General features: G+C 40.6%; 15 protein-coding genes. 4 read left to right on the top strand and 11 right to left on the bottom strand.

Annotated elements, in window-relative coordinates; translation table 11 throughout:
- Positions 1-24: 24 nt before the first annotated feature.
- Complete coding sequence (locus NIE88_RS02300; RefSeq protein WP_253058279.1) at positions 25-492, bottom strand: pyridoxamine 5'-phosphate oxidase family protein; 468 nt, start codon at positions 490-492, stop codon at positions 25-27.
- A 217-nt stretch (positions 493-709) separates the two neighbouring features.
- Here NIE88_RS02300 and NIE88_RS02295 point away from each other — a divergent pair, with 217 nt between their 5' ends.
- On the top strand, positions 710-1,654 hold the full coding sequence (locus tag NIE88_RS02295) for an NAD(P)-dependent oxidoreductase (RefSeq protein ID WP_253058277.1): 945 nt from the start codon (positions 710-712) through the stop codon (positions 1,652-1,654).
- A 51-nt stretch (positions 1,655-1,705) separates the two neighbouring features.
- On the opposite strand, the gene NIE88_RS02290 is transcribed toward NIE88_RS02295, so the two are convergent.
- Complete coding sequence (locus tag NIE88_RS02290; RefSeq protein WP_253058275.1) at positions 1,706-2,677, bottom strand: tRNA dihydrouridine synthase; 972 nt, start codon at positions 2,675-2,677, stop codon at positions 1,706-1,708.
- A gap of 312 nt (positions 2,678-2,989) precedes the next feature.
- Positions 2,990-6,052, bottom strand: coding sequence for an MMPL family transporter (locus tag NIE88_RS02285; RefSeq protein ID WP_253058273.1), 3,063 nt, complete (start codon positions 6,050-6,052; stop codon positions 2,990-2,992).
- 308 nt (positions 6,053-6,360) lie between these two features.
- On the opposite strand from NIE88_RS02285, the gene NIE88_RS02280 reads away from it, so the two are divergent.
- Positions 6,361-6,936 (top strand): TetR/AcrR family transcriptional regulator, encoded by a 576-nt coding sequence (locus tag NIE88_RS02280; protein ID WP_253058271.1) that lies wholly within the window; start codon positions 6,361-6,363, stop codon positions 6,934-6,936.
- A gap of 234 nt (positions 6,937-7,170) precedes the next feature.
- On the opposite strand, the gene NIE88_RS02275 is transcribed toward NIE88_RS02280, so the two are convergent.
- From NIE88_RS02275 to NIE88_RS02245, 7 genes are all read right to left on the bottom strand, one after another.
- Positions 7,171-8,496 carry an amino acid permease gene (locus NIE88_RS02275; RefSeq protein ID WP_253058564.1) on the bottom strand — a complete coding sequence of 442 codons (1,326 nt, stop codon included), beginning with the start codon at positions 8,494-8,496 and terminating at the stop codon, positions 7,171-7,173.
- A gap of 347 nt (positions 8,497-8,843) precedes the next feature.
- Positions 8,844-9,677 carry a sialate O-acetylesterase gene (locus tag NIE88_RS02270; RefSeq protein ID WP_253058269.1) on the bottom strand — a complete coding sequence of 278 codons (834 nt, stop codon included), beginning with the start codon at positions 9,675-9,677 and terminating at the stop codon, positions 8,844-8,846.
- A 182-nt stretch (positions 9,678-9,859) separates the two neighbouring features.
- Positions 9,860-12,958 carry an AAA domain-containing protein gene (locus NIE88_RS02265; protein ID WP_253058267.1) on the bottom strand — a complete coding sequence of 1,033 codons (3,099 nt, stop codon included), beginning with the start codon at positions 12,956-12,958 and terminating at the stop codon, positions 9,860-9,862.
- 1,010 nt (positions 12,959-13,968) lie between these two features.
- Complete coding sequence (locus NIE88_RS02260) at positions 13,969-14,613, bottom strand: GNAT family N-acetyltransferase (RefSeq protein ID WP_253058265.1); 645 nt, start codon at positions 14,611-14,613, stop codon at positions 13,969-13,971.
- Between the two features lie 234 nt (positions 14,614-14,847).
- Positions 14,848-15,609 (bottom strand): hypothetical protein, encoded by a 762-nt coding sequence (locus tag NIE88_RS02255; protein ID WP_253058263.1) that lies wholly within the window; start codon positions 15,607-15,609, stop codon positions 14,848-14,850.
- 84 nt (positions 15,610-15,693) lie between these two features.
- Complete coding sequence (locus NIE88_RS02250; RefSeq protein ID WP_253058261.1) at positions 15,694-16,128, bottom strand: hypothetical protein; 435 nt, start codon at positions 16,126-16,128, stop codon at positions 15,694-15,696.
- A 646-nt stretch (positions 16,129-16,774) separates the two neighbouring features.
- Positions 16,775-17,413 (bottom strand): type 1 glutamine amidotransferase family protein, encoded by a 639-nt coding sequence (locus NIE88_RS02245; protein WP_253058259.1) that lies wholly within the window; start codon positions 17,411-17,413, stop codon positions 16,775-16,777.
- 128 nt (positions 17,414-17,541) lie between these two features.
- On the opposite strand from NIE88_RS02245, the gene NIE88_RS02240 reads away from it, so the two are divergent.
- The gene (locus NIE88_RS02240) at positions 17,542-18,474 is read left to right on the top strand and encodes a helix-turn-helix transcriptional regulator (RefSeq protein ID WP_253058257.1); all 933 of its coding nucleotides are present in this window, start codon (positions 17,542-17,544) and stop codon (positions 18,472-18,474) included.
- A gap of 74 nt (positions 18,475-18,548) precedes the next feature.
- Positions 18,549-18,758: a resolvase gene (locus tag NIE88_RS02235; protein WP_253058255.1), complete on the top strand. Its 210-nt coding sequence runs from the start codon at positions 18,549-18,551 to the stop codon at positions 18,756-18,758.
- 58 nt (positions 18,759-18,816) lie between these two features.
- Here NIE88_RS02235 and NIE88_RS02230 read toward each other — a convergent pair whose 3' ends face one another.
- Entirely contained in the window at positions 18,817-19,125 is a 309-nt protein-coding gene (locus tag NIE88_RS02230) for a carboxymuconolactone decarboxylase family protein (RefSeq protein ID WP_253058253.1), read from the bottom strand.
- Between the last annotated feature and the right edge of the window lie 93 nt (positions 19,126-19,218).

The following is a 19,218-nucleotide window of genomic DNA, read 5'->3' as shown; positions in this document are numbered from 1 at the left end:
GAACCATAATCCCATGAAGTCGTGTCATTTTCCTCCTTTTGCTGTCATATGATCGATGTTGACCTGAACTATTTTGACGGCGTTAATCGCTCTTTCAATGTAGTTCACACCGGATTCGATAAAATCATTCGAATATTTTTCTAAGAACAACTTTAATAGAGCAGCTTTCTTCTCGTTATCGATTACTTCTTCAGCTGTTCCGAAGGCAATCACACTTTTAAATTTTGCTGTAAATTTATTTGGAACTGTCTCTACATCATTAACAACGCAAAAAGATACATGGTTATTTGCTTTTATGTTGTCTAATTTATGTCCGACGAGCGCTGAGTGAAAATAGAGTTGATCCTCTTTATAAACAAAACTAATCGGCACGCCATAAGGGATACCGTCTTCCCCAACCGTAGATAAAACACCATAGAGGCCTGTATTCAAAATCTGGAGCATCTCTTCTTCTGAGAGCTTTTTATTTTTTCTTCTCATTTCTCTGTACATCGATGAAACATCTCCAATCAATTTCCTTAGCAACTCTATTTCACAAGTAAACGATGTGAATTATAGTATATAATTTAATTGTAACGATTAAAAGGTACAATTTCTTTAATAATAATAGGTACAATTAATAGGAAAACTGACAAAAAAACGTCAGGCCTGAAAACATCAAACGTTTTTTCTTCGAAGCATGATACAGAACACGAAAGGTGGTTCAGCAGTGAAGATTCTAATCGTCGGCTCTTTTACCGAGACCTCAAAAGCAATGGTTGCAAGGTATTTTCCGCAAGACTGGGACATCGTCATCGTCCCCCACGGAGAAGAAATGCTGCATCATATTGCAGATTGTCAGGTACTCATACCTGAACATATAAAAGTGGATCACAGCCTGCTTTCTAAAGCGAAAAAATTAAAATTGGTACAAACAGGGGCCGGATTTGATAATGTTGATATCAATGCGTGCACGCAGCTCGACATTTGGGCTGCCAATGCTGCAGGCGTGAATGCACAGGCAGTGGCTGAGCATGTCATGGCATTAATGTTGTCCTATTATAAAAACATACCGTTTCTCGATGCTTTCATGAAAAACAAGATGAATGAAAATCAATTGAGCTACACCGGAAGTGAATTGGCCGGCAAAACGATTGGGATTATCGGTTTGGGTGCTGTCGGTAAAAAAGTAGCTGCGTTTTGCAGTGCTTTCGGTATGAATGTGCTGGCATATGCCAGACGTGCTGTTGTACCATCCAACAATTCTGTAAAAATGACGGATTTCGATCATCTTATTCGCACATCGGACATAGTCAGTGTCCATATTCCCCTGTATCAGCAGACCAGACAGATGATCAACAAAGCGGTGTTCAAAAAAATGAAAAATACCGCGCTCTTTATCAATACAGCCCGTGGCGGGATTGTCAATGAAAGTGATCTGACAGATGCATTAAAAAACAGGGATATTTCAGGCGCATGTCTGGATGTATTTGAATCTGAGCCGCTTCCAACTGACAGTGAGCTTCGTAACCTGAGTAATGTGATCCTTACGCCTCATACAGCGGGCATGCCTGACGGTCTCAAATTCCACAAGAAAAGGTATGATTTCTTTGTGAGCAACATAAAACGTGTAGCGAATGGCAGCGAACCTGAAAGCAAACTCAATCAGTTATAATATAAGGCAGACAGTCGCTTAAGCTGTCTGCCTTTACTTATTCTGGGTTATTTACTGATCTTGCTGCTGTACAAAGCGATCAAGCAATGTACGCACTTCATCTGTTGACTTCGTACTCATCAATTGATTTCTTAATTCACTTGCCCCGCGAAAACCGCGGACATAGATCTTAAAAAAGCGATGGAGCGCTGTAAACGGGCGCAACTCTAATTCCGCGGAATAGTGATCATAGAGATCCAGATGCAGCCTCAAGAGATCAAGCAACTCCTTACTACTATGATCTTCTGCTTCTTTTTCAAAGGCAAATGGATTGGCAAAAATACCGCGCCCAATCATCAGCCCATCCACACCATATTGATCAGCGAGCATCAAGCCGGTTTGCCGGTCAGTGACATCGCCATTGATCGTCAAAAGTGTTTCCGGTGCCACCTGATCGCGGAGTTTCACAATCTCCGGAATCAGTTCCCAGTGTGCATCGACTTTGCTCATTTCCTTTCGCGTACGCAGATGAATGGTCAGATTCACAATATCCTGTTTCAGCACATGTGTCAGCCAGTCCCGCCATTCATCTACATCCGAGTAACCGAGCCTTGTCTTCACACTGACAGGCAGTCCCCCCGCCTTTGTCGCCTGAATTAAATCGGCTGCAACATCGGGGCGCAGGATCAGGCCGCTTCCTTTTCCATTCGCCGTCACGTTGGGAACCGGACAGCCCATATTGATGTCCACACCACGAAACCCCTGTTTCGCCAGACCGATACTCATTTGCCGAAAGTGCTCCGGATTATCCCCCCATATTTGGGCAACAAGCGGCTGTTCATCCTCTGTAAACGTCAAGCGTCCCCGCACACTTTGAATTCCCTCCGGATGGCAATAACTATCCGTGTTTGTAAACTCTGTAAAAAACACATCAGGCCTGGCTGCCGCACTCACTACATGGCGAAAAACAACATCCGTCACCTCTTCCATCGGTGCCAGTATAAAAAAAGGTCGTGGCAAATCACGCCAAAAATTATTAATCATCGTTACATTCAAATCCTCACATTATGAGTTGCTCGTCCAAAATCCGCATCCCCAAAAATACGTTCATAACACTTATAGCATGATTGAGCCGTTGAAATCAAACGGCATGCATTTTGAATGCTTCCACCTTAACAAAAACAAAGGTACCGATCAATGGAGCAACACGTATTGATGATATCCTTTCCCCCTTGCTACGCGCGACTATCCCGATCACTCGAAATATGCTTATCTTGGCACGAAAAAAAGATGTCTCATCGGCATAAGCCTTGAGACATCTTCATTTTTATGTTCTGCATTCACATTTGGATTCATTTATTCGCTCACTGATGACTCAGTGCTTCTTTTAAACTTTGGCGGAGAATCAAAGAGTGAAATCATCGTCGGGACAAAGATCGGAAGCATAATGAAGCAGAGCACGATCAGACCGGTAATGACAGCCGTTGCCAGCTCAATCAGCAGCACAATTCCCGACGGCATCAGTGTCGCGAAGGTTCCCCCAAGAATCACGAAGGCCGACAAAATGATGGTACCCACTCTTTTGGCTGCTTCGACAATCGCTTCTTTTCCTGACATCAGCGGATATTCCTTGTAACGTGCCAGTAGGAAAATGCTGTAGTCTACGCCCAAAGCAACGATTACGATAAAGGCGAAGAATGGAACGAATGAAGAAATACCTTCCAGACCAATCAAATTGATAAACAGAGCATTCAAGACAAACATGGCCGCATAGTACGCCCCCATGAGCGACACCGTGATAAACACTGGAATCCAGAAGGAACGCATCACAACGAGCAGAACGAGCAGAACACCAATGAGTACAATAACCGTTAAGCGATTCAAATCCTTTGTCAGAACATTGTTTGTATCATAGGTTGTCGAACTTGGCCCGGAAACAGCTACCTTTGCATCAGCCAAAGCCGTTCCCTTCATTCCGTTCTTCACCGTTGTATTCATGTGCTTGATTGTATTTAAAGCTTGCTTTGAATATGGGTCATGGTTAAGAATCACCGTTATCTTGGTGATGGTCCGGTCTTTAGACATGAACGCATCCAATGCCTGCTGATACTGCTTATCTTTCAGTGCTTCATCCGGTATCGAGAAGCTTCGATTTGTATTAAGTTGTGAAAGGAAATCGTTGGTTTTTCCAAGACCACCGGATAGTTGATCCAATCCTTTCGTGACATCCGCCAGCTTGTCGCTGAAAGTATGGAATCCGTTAAGACCATCTGCCAGCTTCTGCTGACCGGATTTCATTTGCCCCAGTCCGTCCGTTACTTGATCCATATTGGTGACAATCTTTCCGATGCCTGAGGAAGCACTGTCAAGACCGCTTTTCGTTTTTTCAAGTCCTTCCGCCATTTGGGACAGACCATCACTCATCTCAGACAGATGACTGTTCGCCGTTTTAAATCCTGTCGTCAGTGTATTGTAGTTCTTGTTCAATGCGTCGATGCCTTCCGGTGTGATCTTGGCCAACGATGCAGACAACTGATCGAAGCTCGCTTTTAGTCGTAGATAATTTTGATCATCGGCAACACCCGGACTGCTGTCACCGAGCGCCGATGTCAGCATTTGCATCTGCGCGAGTGCATTCTTGACACCGAGCAGCGCCTTTGCAGTGTCTTGATAACTGGTACCCATTTTCGCATAGCCGGTCTGCATCTGATTATAGTGATCGGCAAGTGTAGTCACAGCACCGCTCATTTTTTCCAGATTGCTTTCTATTTGTCCGATCCCATCACTGATATTTTGTGATTGACCGGAACCTCCGATCCCATTTTGAATTTGCTTAAGCCCGCTGGTCAAAGCAGTCATGCCGGTCTCAAGCTTGGCTGTTCCGTCGACCATCTTATTGACTTGAGAAAAGTCAGCCGCGGCAAGCTTTTTCTGAGCCGTTGTCAGACCGCCGCCGATTTGATCGACGCCCTTCTGCGTCGCGGACAATCCGTTTGTGACCGACTTCGTCTGATCACCGATGTAAAAACCATTCACTTCTTGCCCCTGAGGCCTTGTTATGGAAGAAACTTGTTTGACGCCTTTCATTTTTTCCAGCTGTCCGGTTAGCCGATCAATCGCTGCCAGCGATTCGTTATTGTCCAGAGCTTTTTTATTCTCAATGACAACAGTCGCTGGCATTGCATTGCCTTTGCCAAAATGATCCGCCACAATATTCATGGCTTTAGACGAAGGGTAACTGTTACCCAGTTCACCGATCGTATCAAAGTTCAATTTTTCCTGATAGAAAAACACAGCCGGTACAATGAGTACGGCCACCAGGATTACGGAAATGATTGGATGCCTGGTGGCGATCGTTGCTGTCCCTGCCCACATCCTGTTCTCTCCATGTCCTTTAGCACTTTTGGATGGCCAGAACAGCTTTTGACCGAGTAGCTTCATCGCAAACGGAGTCAAGGTGATCATCTCGAGCAACAGAAACGCAACACCAATAACCACGACAATGCCCGACCGATAGATTGGCGATTGAGAGAATATAAGTGCCGCAAAAGCGATAAAGACAGTCAGGATACTGTAGACAATCGTTTTTCCGGCCGTTTGATAGGTCGAAACAATCGCATTGTCAACGGACAACCCTTTTGACAGCTCTTCCTTAAATCGGTTAAACAGCAATATATTATAATCGGTCCCAATGCCGAACAGGATCAAAATAAGCAACATCTGCGTCAGACTTGTAAGTGGGAAGCCTGCTTTGTCAATCAACTGCGCGGCAATCCCCATTGAGCAAAGGTAGGAGAACATAACCGCAAGTAAAGAAATAATCGGCGTCACAATGGATCGGAACATGATGACAAGGACAATTAAGATGAACAGAACGGTCAGTGCCGCACTCTTCTCAACACCGCCCTGAGACGCCTTTAAATAGTCATTATTAATGAAATCCTCACCGGTCAAGTAATGGGTGACCGTCACTTTATTCAAGCGCTGATCAATTGCTTTTTGAATATCATCGATTTCTCGAGACTTTTTGTCTAACTTGAAACTCACCATTACGGTTGTTTTATCCTTCGAAATAAGCGACTTTTTTGCTTCAGGTACGCTGAAGGGATCCATGATCTCAGCAACTCCGAGCTTATTTGCATCATCATGGAATCGTTCCACACCCTGCTTGATTTGTTTCAACTCGTTATCGGAAATCTTATTCTTGTCATAAAAGACGACAAGATTATTGGTTCCCTTCGATTTTTCCATTTTACTCAATATGGTATCGGCTTGTACCGATGGGCTGTCTTCGTTTAATGCCTTCTGACCTCGATCTCTAAGAATGGCATTGATATCCGGTTGCAAAGCAACGAGCACGACCGTTGCAACAAGCCATAAGGATAAAATGATCCACCGTGCTTTAATGATTCCTCTCACTTCTGATCCTCCCCGCAAAAACAAAATGAAGTTTATCTGCTCGTAATCAATCGTCTTTTCTCTATCAAAATCGTATATTCAGTCAATTTGTTTCTTTTATGGAAAAACAACGATCATCGAATTCCCTCTTGGTTTCAATGTGTTCTTTACTTCTAACTAACTCTTTTATTCTCCCTCTTGATATTTATTGAACACAGTGTTGATTTGACATCATGTTGATAGTATAGTAAACGTGAAAACCAAGTTCAATATGTAATTTTTCATTTTTTGTTATTGAATAAACAAGTACATCACGTGGTGTTGAATAAATGAGGGATAAGGTGAATCTGATGGCGGGTACAAAAAACAACAGGCGGACTCAATATACAATCCAAGTAATCAAGGAAGCCTTTTTACACCTTCTAAACACGAATGAGCTCTCAAAGATAACGGTTACTCAAATTTGTAAAGAGGCGGATGTCAATCGAGGAACTTTTTATTTGCACTTTGATGACCCGCTTGATCTATTTCATAAGATTGAAGCAGAGTTCGTCGATCAAATCAGACCGGTTTTAGCGATCCGCCCACAAGAACAGATTCATGACTGGCTAAAGAGACTGACAATTATATTCAAAGATAACGAAGTTGTTGGCCGAATGATTTTGGCAAATTACCGTAATGGAATCATGGTCAGTGAGCTATTTTCTGAAGTTCGGGAACAAGCAATTGAGGAATTTAAAGAGGTTTTTAACGAGAAGGATCCTTACATCCTAAAGTATTATTTTTCCTATTTTGCCAATGGAACGGTTAGTGCCATTTTAAGTTGGCTCGAAGATGAGGAAGATCACTCGATTGAGAGAATTACCAAAGCATTAACAAACGTATTGTCGCGATCAAAGGAATAATCTGAAGAAACGGTGATTATAGAAGAAAATTTGCGATCTTTCCTCTCCATCACCTTAACAAAAAAAGAAGGTACCAATCAATGAAATCAAATAGATCCATTGATGGTACCCTTCAGAGTGAAAATGGTATATGGCAACACGCCAACAAAGCCTCAACTTTTTAAAATCTTCTTCGATCCGCTGTAACGTTGCTTATCATCTTCTGAATCAATCAGATCACCTGTTTGGCTAAAATTACTTTGCTTCATTTTCCTGAGAATCCCGTTTTCCAGTGCCGGAAACATAATAGCTGGCGACGACGAGACACAGGAAAATAATCCCGACAATCAGCGACAGACGTGTATCTGGATTGAACCACATCCCGATTAATACAATGATTAAAAAGGCAATCGTCAGATAGTTTGAAAACGGTACAAGCGGCATTCTGAACGGATGTTCCCGCAGCTCAGCTTCTTTTATTTTTCTGAACCTGAGATGGCTGATCAGGATGATGAACCATGGGACCATCCCCGGAAGAACACTCGCACTGTAGACATACACAAAAATTTTCGGCGGTGCGACAAAATTCAGGACAACACCAATAGCAAGACCGATGAGCACCGCAATCGTGCCAAAAAGCGGCACTCCGTTTCCGGAAACTTTACTGAAGCATTTAGGTGCCTGTCCGAATTCACCCAGCGTGTAGAGCATCCGTCCGGCACTGTAAATACCGCTGTTGCACCCGGACATCGCTGCCGTAATGATGACAAAGTTAATGATCGCGGCTGCAGCAGTAATGCCGATTTTCGCGAACGTAATAACGAACGGGCTGCCCAATTCATTAAGCTGATTCCACGGGTAGACGGTGACAATCACAAAGATTGCGCCAATATAGAAAATCAGGACACGCCAGATGATGCTCTGAATCGCCCGGACAATTGTTTTTTCCGGATGCTTCGCTTCACCGGCAGTGATGCCGATCAGTTCAACCCCCTGGAAAGCCGCAACGACGAGCGACAGCGAAAAGAAAAAGCCTGTCCACCCTTTTGTAAAAAAACCGCCGTGTGCCCAGAGATTTGACAAGCCAATCGCTCGTCCCCCATTTTCAAATCCGAAAAAGATCAGTCCGATTCCGGCAATAATCATCAAAATAATTGTAACCACCTTGATCATTGCAAACCAAAATTCAAATTCGCCGAATGAACGGACAGAAATCAGGTTCGCCGCACCGAGAATGATCACAACCAGAACACTGGGAATCCAGGCCGGCAGCCCCGGAAACCAGAACTTCATGTAGGTTCCTACGGCGATCACTTCAGACATGCCGACGATGACCCATTGAAACCAGTTGCTCCACGCGGTCAGATAACCGGCGAGCGGATGAATAAACTCGCGTCCGAATGTCGCAAATGATCCGGTGCTCGGTTCAACGTATAACATCTCCCCCATCGCCCGCATAATGAAGAAAATAAACAATCCGCTGATCGCATAAGCAAGCAGCACGGACGGGCCCGTCCACTGGATTGTACTCGCTGAGCCCATGAACAAACCAACGCCAATCGTTCCGCCCAGCGCGATCATCTGAATATGGCGCGCACTAAGGCCTCTCTTTAACTTCTCTCTCTTTAACTTCTCTCTCTTCACCTAACTTCACCTTCTGCTAAATACTTCTTTATTGATTGTTACAACACACAACGAATTCATTTTAACAATGATTCAAGGGAATGTCTCCCTGATGATCGATTCAGAACGGCTTTAACATAGATAGGTTACTTAATTGGAGGGATCAGTTAGGGTTATGTACACCTAGTTCAACGTAAGTATCAAATAATCAATAGGGGGAAAACTTAAGCCTATTTTATCACCTGAAGTAAGTCGCGAGTAGGTGTGTTGACCGTAGACGAAACATGGAATTTATTGCGGTCCTGTCATTGCGAAAAAGCCTTCACCAACTCTTCATAAGAAATCTTCCCCAAAGTAAATTTTTCTAGTGCTATATATGTTTTTTCCGCTGATGTATTCATTCTATTATGGCATTGATTTACTAGCTCTTTTTCATTTGTCAATGGTTCATCTATATGCTTTTTTTTACGATACGCTTCATAGTATCTTATGCCAAATAGTCTCTGGGACATTGCATTGAGATGGATACCGTCTGGATTCGATGTAAGTCCTTCGGCAGTAGCATAATAGCAATTTCCATTATCCTGTGCATATTTTTGAAGTTCATCGTTAATGAGCTGATATTCCACGCCCCCTGCACCAAATGCCACCTTACCCAAATAATTGCCCAAACCACCTATAATAAATGGACTATCAGGTACGGATAGTTCTCTTCTTATTCCATTAAAGATTCTTGATAATTTTTCATAATATACTTTGTACTTCCCATCTTGGCTGTCACTTTCCCCCTGATGCCATAGTATTCCTGCCAATTCACTATCTTCCATTGCAAATTTAGCCTCATTTATTGCATGACGAAATAATGTTCCATCCAGCGACCACTCATCAATGGAGCTGCCACCTTCCGCACATGGAATGAGACCAATTTTTTCTCCTGCATGATCCTTACACCAAGCCTCTGCAAATGACGCCGCAAGTCCTACGCCCGCAACTGGTCTGTCAAAGTGAATGGGCTCAGTCATCATTTGCCATCTGCCATTTCGCAACATCATAATTCTTTCATTATAAATCGGAGGCACTTCGTGCTTAAATCCACGACCTGCCATATTTGATTGTCCAATTAGTAAGAATGATTTCATTCTTTTCTCCAATCTACTTAACTATTGATATCAGTAAATGCCTGCTTAGTAGTCAAACTATCTTCTTTTCTTCAAATCACTATTCGTCATCATTATTGTTTCAATGTGGCTTGAGACAGCATAATAGCTTTGCAACTATTTTGCACACCAAAAATTAAAAGCGTTATCTCAAAATCAGCTTGTTAGTTTGCTTGCTTATTATAATTGTCAATGATTGAAATCGTTGTATTTGCTACTTTACTACCTAGGGAAGCGTACAATTTTTTATCACCTATGACATAAAATTCTTCTTTTGCGCGCGTAGCCGCAACATTCATCATATTTGGGTCAGAAACCGCCCATTTTGCAGCACCTTTACTATCGGTATCAGCGCCAAGTACAAAATATACAATTTTTGCTTCTTTCCCCTGAAATGTATGAACCGTTCCTATGTTTGTTAATTTTCCTTTTTTTCGCTTTGTGAAATGAATTTCATCCAAAGCTTGTGCTAACTTATACGCCACGTGTCTAAATGGTGAAATGACATAAATTTCGTCTCTTAACTCAGGATTTTTCTGCACTCGCTTATCAATCAGATTTTTCAACAGTTCAGCTTGCTCCTTCACGAATTTATCACTCGCTTTTCCTGTTGAATGAAACCATTCTGATTTTCCTTGCGCATCTTCTTCTGGTTTTCCTTGAACCATCAATCCGTCATATGATATTTCATTTGAAATTGTAAACATCGGATAATCCGAACGTCTATGTACCCAAAGTGGAATGCCGATCCATTCACCTTCATTTCTCTGGAACCCATATTGACTGGTTGCATCCACGAGTGTTTGAGTGGACGCATCAGCAGAAACAAATTTTTCATTGACTTCATAATGTCTTCCTATGATATTCAAAACATTTGAATCTATGGTCAATACCGGCGTGATTTGCGAGGGATCGCCAACAACCATAACCCTTTTGCTTCTAAAGATTGCACCTACACTGGCCTGTGGTAATGCCTGACCTGCTTCATCTATAAATAAATTACCGATTGAATTTTCATTAAGATTCTTGAACATTCTACCAAAGCTGGCAAAAGTCGTACTAACAACAGGAATAGCAAAATTCAACCACTGCCATGATTCTGTTACTAATTGTTGTCCGTTTTCTTTTGACATATACTTCATTTGGCTATTCCAAATTATTCTCGCGGCTTTCAAATTCTTCTTGTTTTCAAACAAGAATCTCTTTCTTACTTTCAATGCTGAGATAAAAAGTTCTGATTGCAGTACACGAAACGTCTTGGTAAACCACGGATTAGACTTTTGAAGATCATCGTATGATTGCGAAAAATCAAGTGCTTTGATGTCACTTTTAGATTTGATTTTCTCCAGTGTCACTATTTTTTGTTTCAAATCTTGCAAAATGTTTTGCTGCTTGACCGTCCATTGATCAAACACAGTTTCAGCATTTTGAAGGTATTGTTGATTCGATTCACTTTTACTAACATGTTTTCTTAAAGCGTTCTTTAGATTGACCTGTTTATCTAACAAATTCTTTCTCTGTTCAGAAAGATGATTCAACATTTCATTGGCGTTATTCAGCTTCTCCAAATATTGATTAACCTGAGACTTATTAAAAATTTTTTGCATCCATAGCAAACTCGGTTTCTGTGACTTAACAACATCAAAATTTCTTTCCGCTTGGCTTTGCACATGATCTAACTCTCTGAGCTTGATGGAAATATCCGACAAATTTTCTTGAAGTATGTCACTTTCTTGGCGCAACATGTTAAGATCACTTGTTATTTTTTCACGAAGTACTGCCAGCTCAGTTTGTCTCCTGTTTTCTCCTTGTTTAAAATTAATTGCTTGCTTCTCATATTGATCTTTCAATTCCAGAAGCCGTCTTATCTGTTCACTATATTGCTGAATTTTCTCTCTTTCAGCATTCAATTCATCACGTAGTTTTGAAAATTCTTGGTAAACATTCAAGTCCAATTGATTGTTCTCTTCAAAAGATTTTTCAATACATTCAACATTCAGCATTAACTTGTTGACATTAATTGACGCCCCGCCCTCTAGTGAGAACGTTCCCCAATTTTCCTCCCCAAGAAGCTTTGTCTTAATCTCCCGACTTTTCCCAAACCCTTCACTGGATAGTTCCAAATTAGATATGTATTGAAAATAATCAATCTCTGCTATTTTTTTTTGGAATTCGCCAGCAATTTCCTTTTTTTGAGGCAATTCCTTAACAATATTTTGGACTGCTCCATTGTTTGAACTTGCAACAACAATATTATTATCTGAAATGTTGTGAGGTAAAATACCAAGTTTTGCTTCTTTCCAATAGACTAGAGTACCTTGAATATGTTTATCTGAACGTTTGCAAATTTCCGCCGCTTGTTGCACAACTAAATCGGCAAAAATATCCTTCAAAAGTGTGGTTTTTCCTGTTCCGGGTGGACCATTTACACTACGGATGTCATTTTTTTCGTTCAAAGCTAAATTGACTGCAACTTGTTGCATAAATGAAAGTGCATGATCAGGATTACTTGGGAAACGACCTAACGGGTAGAGTTTGGGTTGTAACACTTCTTCAAAAATTTGCGGATTAAAATTCTGCGAATCTTTCTTACCGTTCAAATTTTGTCTTCGTCCTGAAAACCCGTCGAAATATCGATTCAAGTTTTTATTATGATGCATTTCCTTTGCTTTTTGTAAATCATCAATAAAAAATGAATGTAAATTGACATCACCATTGTCTATATTCTTCACAAATGAATAGCGAAAGTTTTCCGAAGAAACCTTATATTTTTTGAATAGTTCAGAAATTTTTTTGTTAAAATCTTCATCGAATTCCCTGCTTAATTCATTGCGAAACTCATCTTCTACTTTTAGGAAATCTTTAGGTAATCTACCTTTATATCGAATGTAGCCACTCATCGTAAGGAACAACTTATCTGCAAGAAAGTTCAATTCATTATCAAAATACAAAGAAAAAGTGAATTTATCAGACTTAGTTGTTTCTTCATAGGTTGCGGGGATGTTGTACTTTCTCCTCAAAATATCAACAATTTCTTGGAAATTAAAAATAGCGAAGTATAACACCAAACCGGATTTCTTAAAAGCTTTTTCTGAAATCTTTTGCTGTTTCTTCTGTGTATTTATAAAATCCAAGAAAAACGTAGCCCAATCGTTTGTTTCTGTTTTAAGAGGATTTAATTCTTTGTCTCGTTTATTAATAGAACCTTCAGATAGCTGTTCCACCACAATCCACGCATTTAAAATATCTTCTTTTCTATTCATGATCTGTTTCCTCGTTTCCAAACATATAAAAACATCCGTTTAGAGGTAATTGAATCAATAATCCGGTCTTCAGTAAATAATCACATTATATCACAATTATATTTGCTTCAATTATAATTTGGGGATGTGAAAAAGGCTAAAGCCTTTTTCACTGCAATACCATCGAAAATAGAACTGGATCAGCTATATCTACAAAAAGTCTTTCACTTTCAAAATGTGACTGGTATGTCAGCCCTGAAGAAGCAGAGATGCTAAATAATAATATAAACTATTAGAAACGCGACTTCCTAACTACTACCATATCACGATTTATTAGTATTTGCTTTCTAAATTATAATTTCTAGTTGTTATTGTGAATAGACGTGTAGTCTAGTCACATAAAAAATACTTCTCCCTAAACACAAAAAATCGCCTTCTGCCCATCAAACAGACATTCAGCGATTTTTTTTATTTTATTGATCTCTCACAAACCCTACGGTTACAAGGATATCCATATCATTAACGCTACACACTCAACATGTGACAGGACTGCTATTAGCAGGATAATTTATCAGAAGTACTCTTGCTTTAGCATTCTTTCTCAGAGGCTTAAAATTTCGCCATCCAATTACGTCAACTGAAGCAATGAACGCATGGAAGTACGTGAATTTTCGTTCATTTGACGGTTTTCCCAAGGATCTGTCACTGCCCTTATCAGGCGTCTTTCCATGAACTGTCCGCTGCATAATGGACAACATTGCCTCAACTCCACTACAGAACGCTCGTTTGCGCGAGATCTCACCGTCAACTCAGAAAAGTCACTAAGTTTAAGAATGCTTATCCTATCGATGATGCATTGCGAAAGATTGTCTATCTGGCTACGATGGACATTGTTATCTATGAAGGCGGAATTTACACTTTTTGAGCGCATTTAATGCTCCCAACCACTATATATAGTAATATAGTAGTCAAACCACCTTATTTCCCGTGCATTAGAAGTTGTAGCTTATCCTTATACCATTAAAGGAAACTCAATGTATAAGAGAATGGCTGTGAATATAAAATTCTTCCTGACTTGGCTGGATTTTCTTCTCCATTTTTTCCAGGCTCTCATCAAACCGCTCGGCTTCTTGTTCGTCTATCTTCATCACCGGACTGTGATAGTAAACCCATTTCCTTCCATCCAAAACTTCCGGCTTCAGCTCTTTTACCATCATTGCTGCTGGAAATGTTCCATTCTCAAGACAGATATTGTACTTTTTACAACTCTTAAAGCCACGGCTTACATAATTGCCCGGGTTTCCAAATATTACAATCACATCATAACCAAGCGCAATCGCCTGATCAAACGAATGCTCTATTAGCATTTTTCCGTAACCCATTCTTTGGTATTCAGGAATAATGCAAACCGGGCCGAAGGTAAGGATTTTTTTCTCTTCCCCAGACTCATCAACCAGTTTTGCTTTTGTGTACATGATATTCCCAACGATCTGATTGTCAAGTTCAATTACAAAATCGAGCTCCGGCAGAAAATCTTTATAGGATCTCATAATATGAACCAAATAGTGTCCATTACACCCTGGAATGTATAGATTATAAAAAGATTTCCTTGTAATTTCTTCAACTCTCGCGTAATCCGCTTCTTCTTCATTTCTGATCTTAATCATTTTATCCATTTGAAGTCTCCTATCCTCCATTAGTAGCCATTTGGGATTAGCTGCTGTTATCTTGTTAGCGACGACACTTGGGCAATTAAACTTTTCAACTGTTCAGCACTGTTTGTACTTACACGGCAGTAAATACTACAACGCGTTTCTCACCTTAAGGCATTAATGGGATATAGTGAATTGTTTTGTTATCATCAGCCCCGACAAAACCTCCGTTATCATAGATTTTAAATAAATTGGAATTTACACGGATCTTATTTCTTTAAATAAATTCCACTCATTAAAGTACTCCCACAATTTATTTGCATATTCAGATTCTGCAATGCATTCTGCTCTCTGTCCAATTTTTTCTAATGCTTTTTTTATAAATTTCCGACTTTTATCCTCGTTGAAATTGCTATACAATTCAATTTTTAGCTCTTCATTTAGATAACTATTTATAAGGAAATGTTTATCAGTAAATTCACCCCAACAATTAAAGCATCTGAAATACTCCCTGTCATATCCATAAAACCTGATTTTTGAATGTACCATTTCTAAAAAGCGATCCATATAATCACCTGTTGGATTAATTGCTTTATTTAAAATTCCTTTTGTCGTTCGTCCAATTTCCATGGGAAGAATCCAGAAATTCGCCAAGCAATGATATTTTCTATAATAATTCTGTAAATATTCCGGCCATTCTTCCATAGCCGTTCTTTGTACACGAGATTTTCCTGCTCTAGGAGTAATATTCGCAACGGTATTAAAGCTGTTCATTGTATCGCCAGCATATTCATTATTCCACAAAGATCCATTATGTTTTAAGAGCGGCTTGGAATTTAAAATATCTTTATATACAATTTCATAAAACCCTACTGCGAAATTAGACATATCAGCATCAGTAGATGAATAATATTTTTGACCAGACAAAATTATATTATCTTCACGTGATATTTTACTTTGTTTCTTATCGCAACAAATTGTGGTCAATAGCACCTCTCGTATTTGATCTGTTTTTCCCATAAGTTCGCCTTCTTTATACTTATATTTGGTAAATTCAAATCTGTCGAAATGCTTATTTTCTATAAATATTAATTCATCTTCTATTCAGTATAATGGATAATAAACATTTAAGCATATTTTTACAATTGAATAGTGCCAGCGGGCATGCAGACTTTCTTGATGGCAATATACATACCGGAGGAGGCCGAAATCGTCAAGCGTATTTACCGGGAATACCTTGAACCCTACACCGTTGACTGCCTTACCAAACAGCGTGTCAAGAACAACGGCCTTGTGCCACAGTATTATGTGGAAAACAGACATGAAGCCATTATTCCGCGTGAAATTTTCATGCGGATGCAGGAGGAATTGGCGCACCGTCGCATCGTCCACACCAGCCCGAATGGGCAGAACCGGCTCTTCAGCAACCACTGCCTGCCGAACATCATTTTCTGCGGCTGCTGTGGAGCGTTTTACCGCAGGATTCATTGGTACAATCGTGGCGGCAAGAAGTCCGTCGTCTGGCAATGTATCAGCCATCTTGAGAATACCGGTCTGCTCTGCGATCCAACACCGTGCCGCAAAGTCAGATTGAGCAGGTATTGGTTGCCGCCATTAATCAGACATGGTGTGGCAAGGACACCTCCCTCGCCATCCTGCAAAGAAACATTGAAGCCGTTTTGGAATCCGAAACAGGATAGCCGCTTACCGACGTCGACAAGCGACTGGCAGAACTGCAAGAGGAGCTTTTGAAGCGGATTCGGCGTCCGAACCAGACATGAGGACATCGCCGAGGAGATTTACCACCTGCGCGAGGATAAGCAGAAGCCTCAGTTGGAAAGCGCTGGGCGGGACGAGCTGAAAAAGCACATTGCCGATATGACCACCTTTCTACGGGAACAGCCCACCGCTCTGACCGCATACGACGAGCCGCTTGTCCGATGATTGAAAAATCACCGTCTACGAGGACAAATTCACCGTATAATTCAAATCCGGCGTGACGGTGGATATGGATGAATAAGGACAAAAATGAGCAAAGCACTCTACGGAATCATTGCAGCCGTAGAGTGCCTTGTTTACTTTTTAAGTTTCTAATCAAGTAGAATTTTTAATCGAAATTTATATGATACCCATATTCTGAAATCACTTATCATATGGTCTATGTCCTGTTTATGACTTAGGTGGATCAGCTTTCATTGCTAGACGGCAAAGTTTGCATAAGGGCAAAGAAATGTTTAGGCTCACCGGTACTGAAATAGTCATACCAAGATTCCAGTGTGTTTGATTGAAAAACGCCTAAATGCTCAATAATTTGTTTCGCCCACAACAAAGCTCCGGTGGAACTTGCAGTAATAAGGTTGTTATCCGCTACAGATGGCTTGTCTATATAAAAACTTTGACCTTTATAACTAGGAGAAACCATTTCAAGAAATCCCGGTCCATTACTAGTATGCGGACGCTTATCCAATAGCCCAAAGTTAGCAAGCGCAGCGGTAGCCCCACAGATTGCACATACCGTAGCGCCTAAAGAGAGAAATTCACTTGCTTTTTCGATGATAGCGCCATTCTTTGGGTCGTTCCATGTATCTGCGCCCGGTAATAGCAACACGCTTATTTCACTCACAACAATATCATCAATTAAGCAATTGGGCACTATTGTCATCCCGCCCATTGTATGGATTGGCTCTTTAGAATAACTAACTGTTTTGAGCGATACACGTTGCTCACCCTTTTTAAAAAATCGACCAGAATTCAGCTCCGAAGTAACATACCCCAGTTCCCAATCGGCTAAAGTATCAAGAACGTAGACATAAATTGTAAACATAATTTCCCTCCCATTTTCATTGATAGATACATTGATTTGCTTGCTTTTTTATTATGCCTTACAATTGTTGACAACAGTGTGGCAACAATCTACAAGGATAACAAGAAATTTTGGAAGGCGGCTATCAGATGAAAGTTGACAGACTTGTTAGCATTATTATGATACTCCTTGATAAAGAGCGTATAGGCGCACAGGAGTTAGCAGATATGTTTGAAGTTTCACCCCGCACAATCTACCGCGACATAGACTCAATCAACATGGCGGGTATTCCTGTTTGCGGAGCATCGGGAGTGGGAGGTGGATTTGAAATCATGCAAAAATACAAGATTGATCGAAAGGTTTTTTCGACTGCCGACCTTTCTGCTATCTTGATGGGGCTTTCCAGTCTTTCCAACATGATACGAGGTGATGAACTGGTAAACGCCCTTGCGAAAGTCAAGAGTTTTATCCCCGCCGACAGAGCGAAAGACATTGAATTAAAAGCAAATCAAATATATATTGATTTAAGTCCGTGGATGGGCAACAGGAACATACAACCCTATTTAGAGGTTATCAAAACAGCTTTACAGGAAAGCAAGTTACTTTCGTTTGACTATGCAGACCGCTACGGAAATAAAACCGTACGAACAGCCGAACCGTATCAGCTTGTATTGAAAAGCAGTCATTGGTACTGGCAAGGGTATTGTCATAAAAGAAATGATTTTCGCTTATTCAAACTATCCCGCATTTCAAACCTACAAATGCAAGAGGAAACTTTTACGCCACGAGATTATCAAAAACCGATTTTAGACTTTGAAGAAATCTTGGAAACGCTGCAAACAAAAATCAAAATTCGTATTCATAAATCTGTCATGGACAGGGTACTTGATTTTTGTTCTTATGAAGATTTTTCTCCAGATGGTGATGAGCATTACATTGTTCGTTTTCCTTTCATAGAGAATGATTACTACTACACTATTCTTTTCAGTTTTGGGGATAAATGCGAGTGTTTAGAGCCGTTACATATCCGCGCAGAAATGAAGCGTAGAATATATGATCTAGCTACCATTTACAAAAATTAATACATGGAGTAAGACGAAAAAACAAACGAGTTGCCTTGCCCTTTTTTATTCCGTTCCAACTATCAAGCCTATCAATGGAGCAGAAGCTTCAGCTGGAAAGCGCCGGGTGGGATGAACAGAAAAACGCATTGCCGATATGGGTACCTTTCCTGCGGGAACAGCCCACCGCCCTAACCGAATACGACGAACCGCTTGTCCAGTGGCTGATTGAAAAAATCACCGTCTACGAGGACAAATTCACCATGGAGTTCAAATCCGGCGTAACGATGGATGTGGATGAATAAGGGCAAAAATGAACGAAGCACTCTACGAAATCACAACGCAGGGTGCCTTTTGTAATGATTATTTTTCGATAAGTTCACTCAAGTATGGTAATGCATCTGCAATCTGAATACCCATAATTGGTAGTGGCACAAGAATAGCACTCTTTATTTCATCTACGCTTGCCCCATGTTCTTTTGCTTTCTGGATATGAAATGGCAGCCCCCCATATATTTTCGTTGATACCAATACGGAAATATAGGCGAGTTCGTGAGTCTTTTTATCAAGCGCGCTTTTTTCTGACATTTTAAAAATAGAACCCATAAATGCTTTGCCTATACCGTCCGTTTCCTTCATAAACATTTTAAATCCGTCTGTAACTTTTTCCATTACTATCCATCCTTTTTTCTGATTTGTACCGAATTTTAACGGTTACAATCATAAAGACAAAATAGCAATTTAAAAGATACGGTTTAAAGATAA

Source organism: Sporolactobacillus shoreicorticis, assembly GCF_024125445.1.
Classification (GTDB): domain Bacteria; phylum Bacillota; class Bacilli; order Bacillales; family Sporolactobacillaceae; genus Sporolactobacillus; species Sporolactobacillus shoreicorticis.
This window is presented reverse-complemented; position numbering and strand designations above follow the sequence as displayed.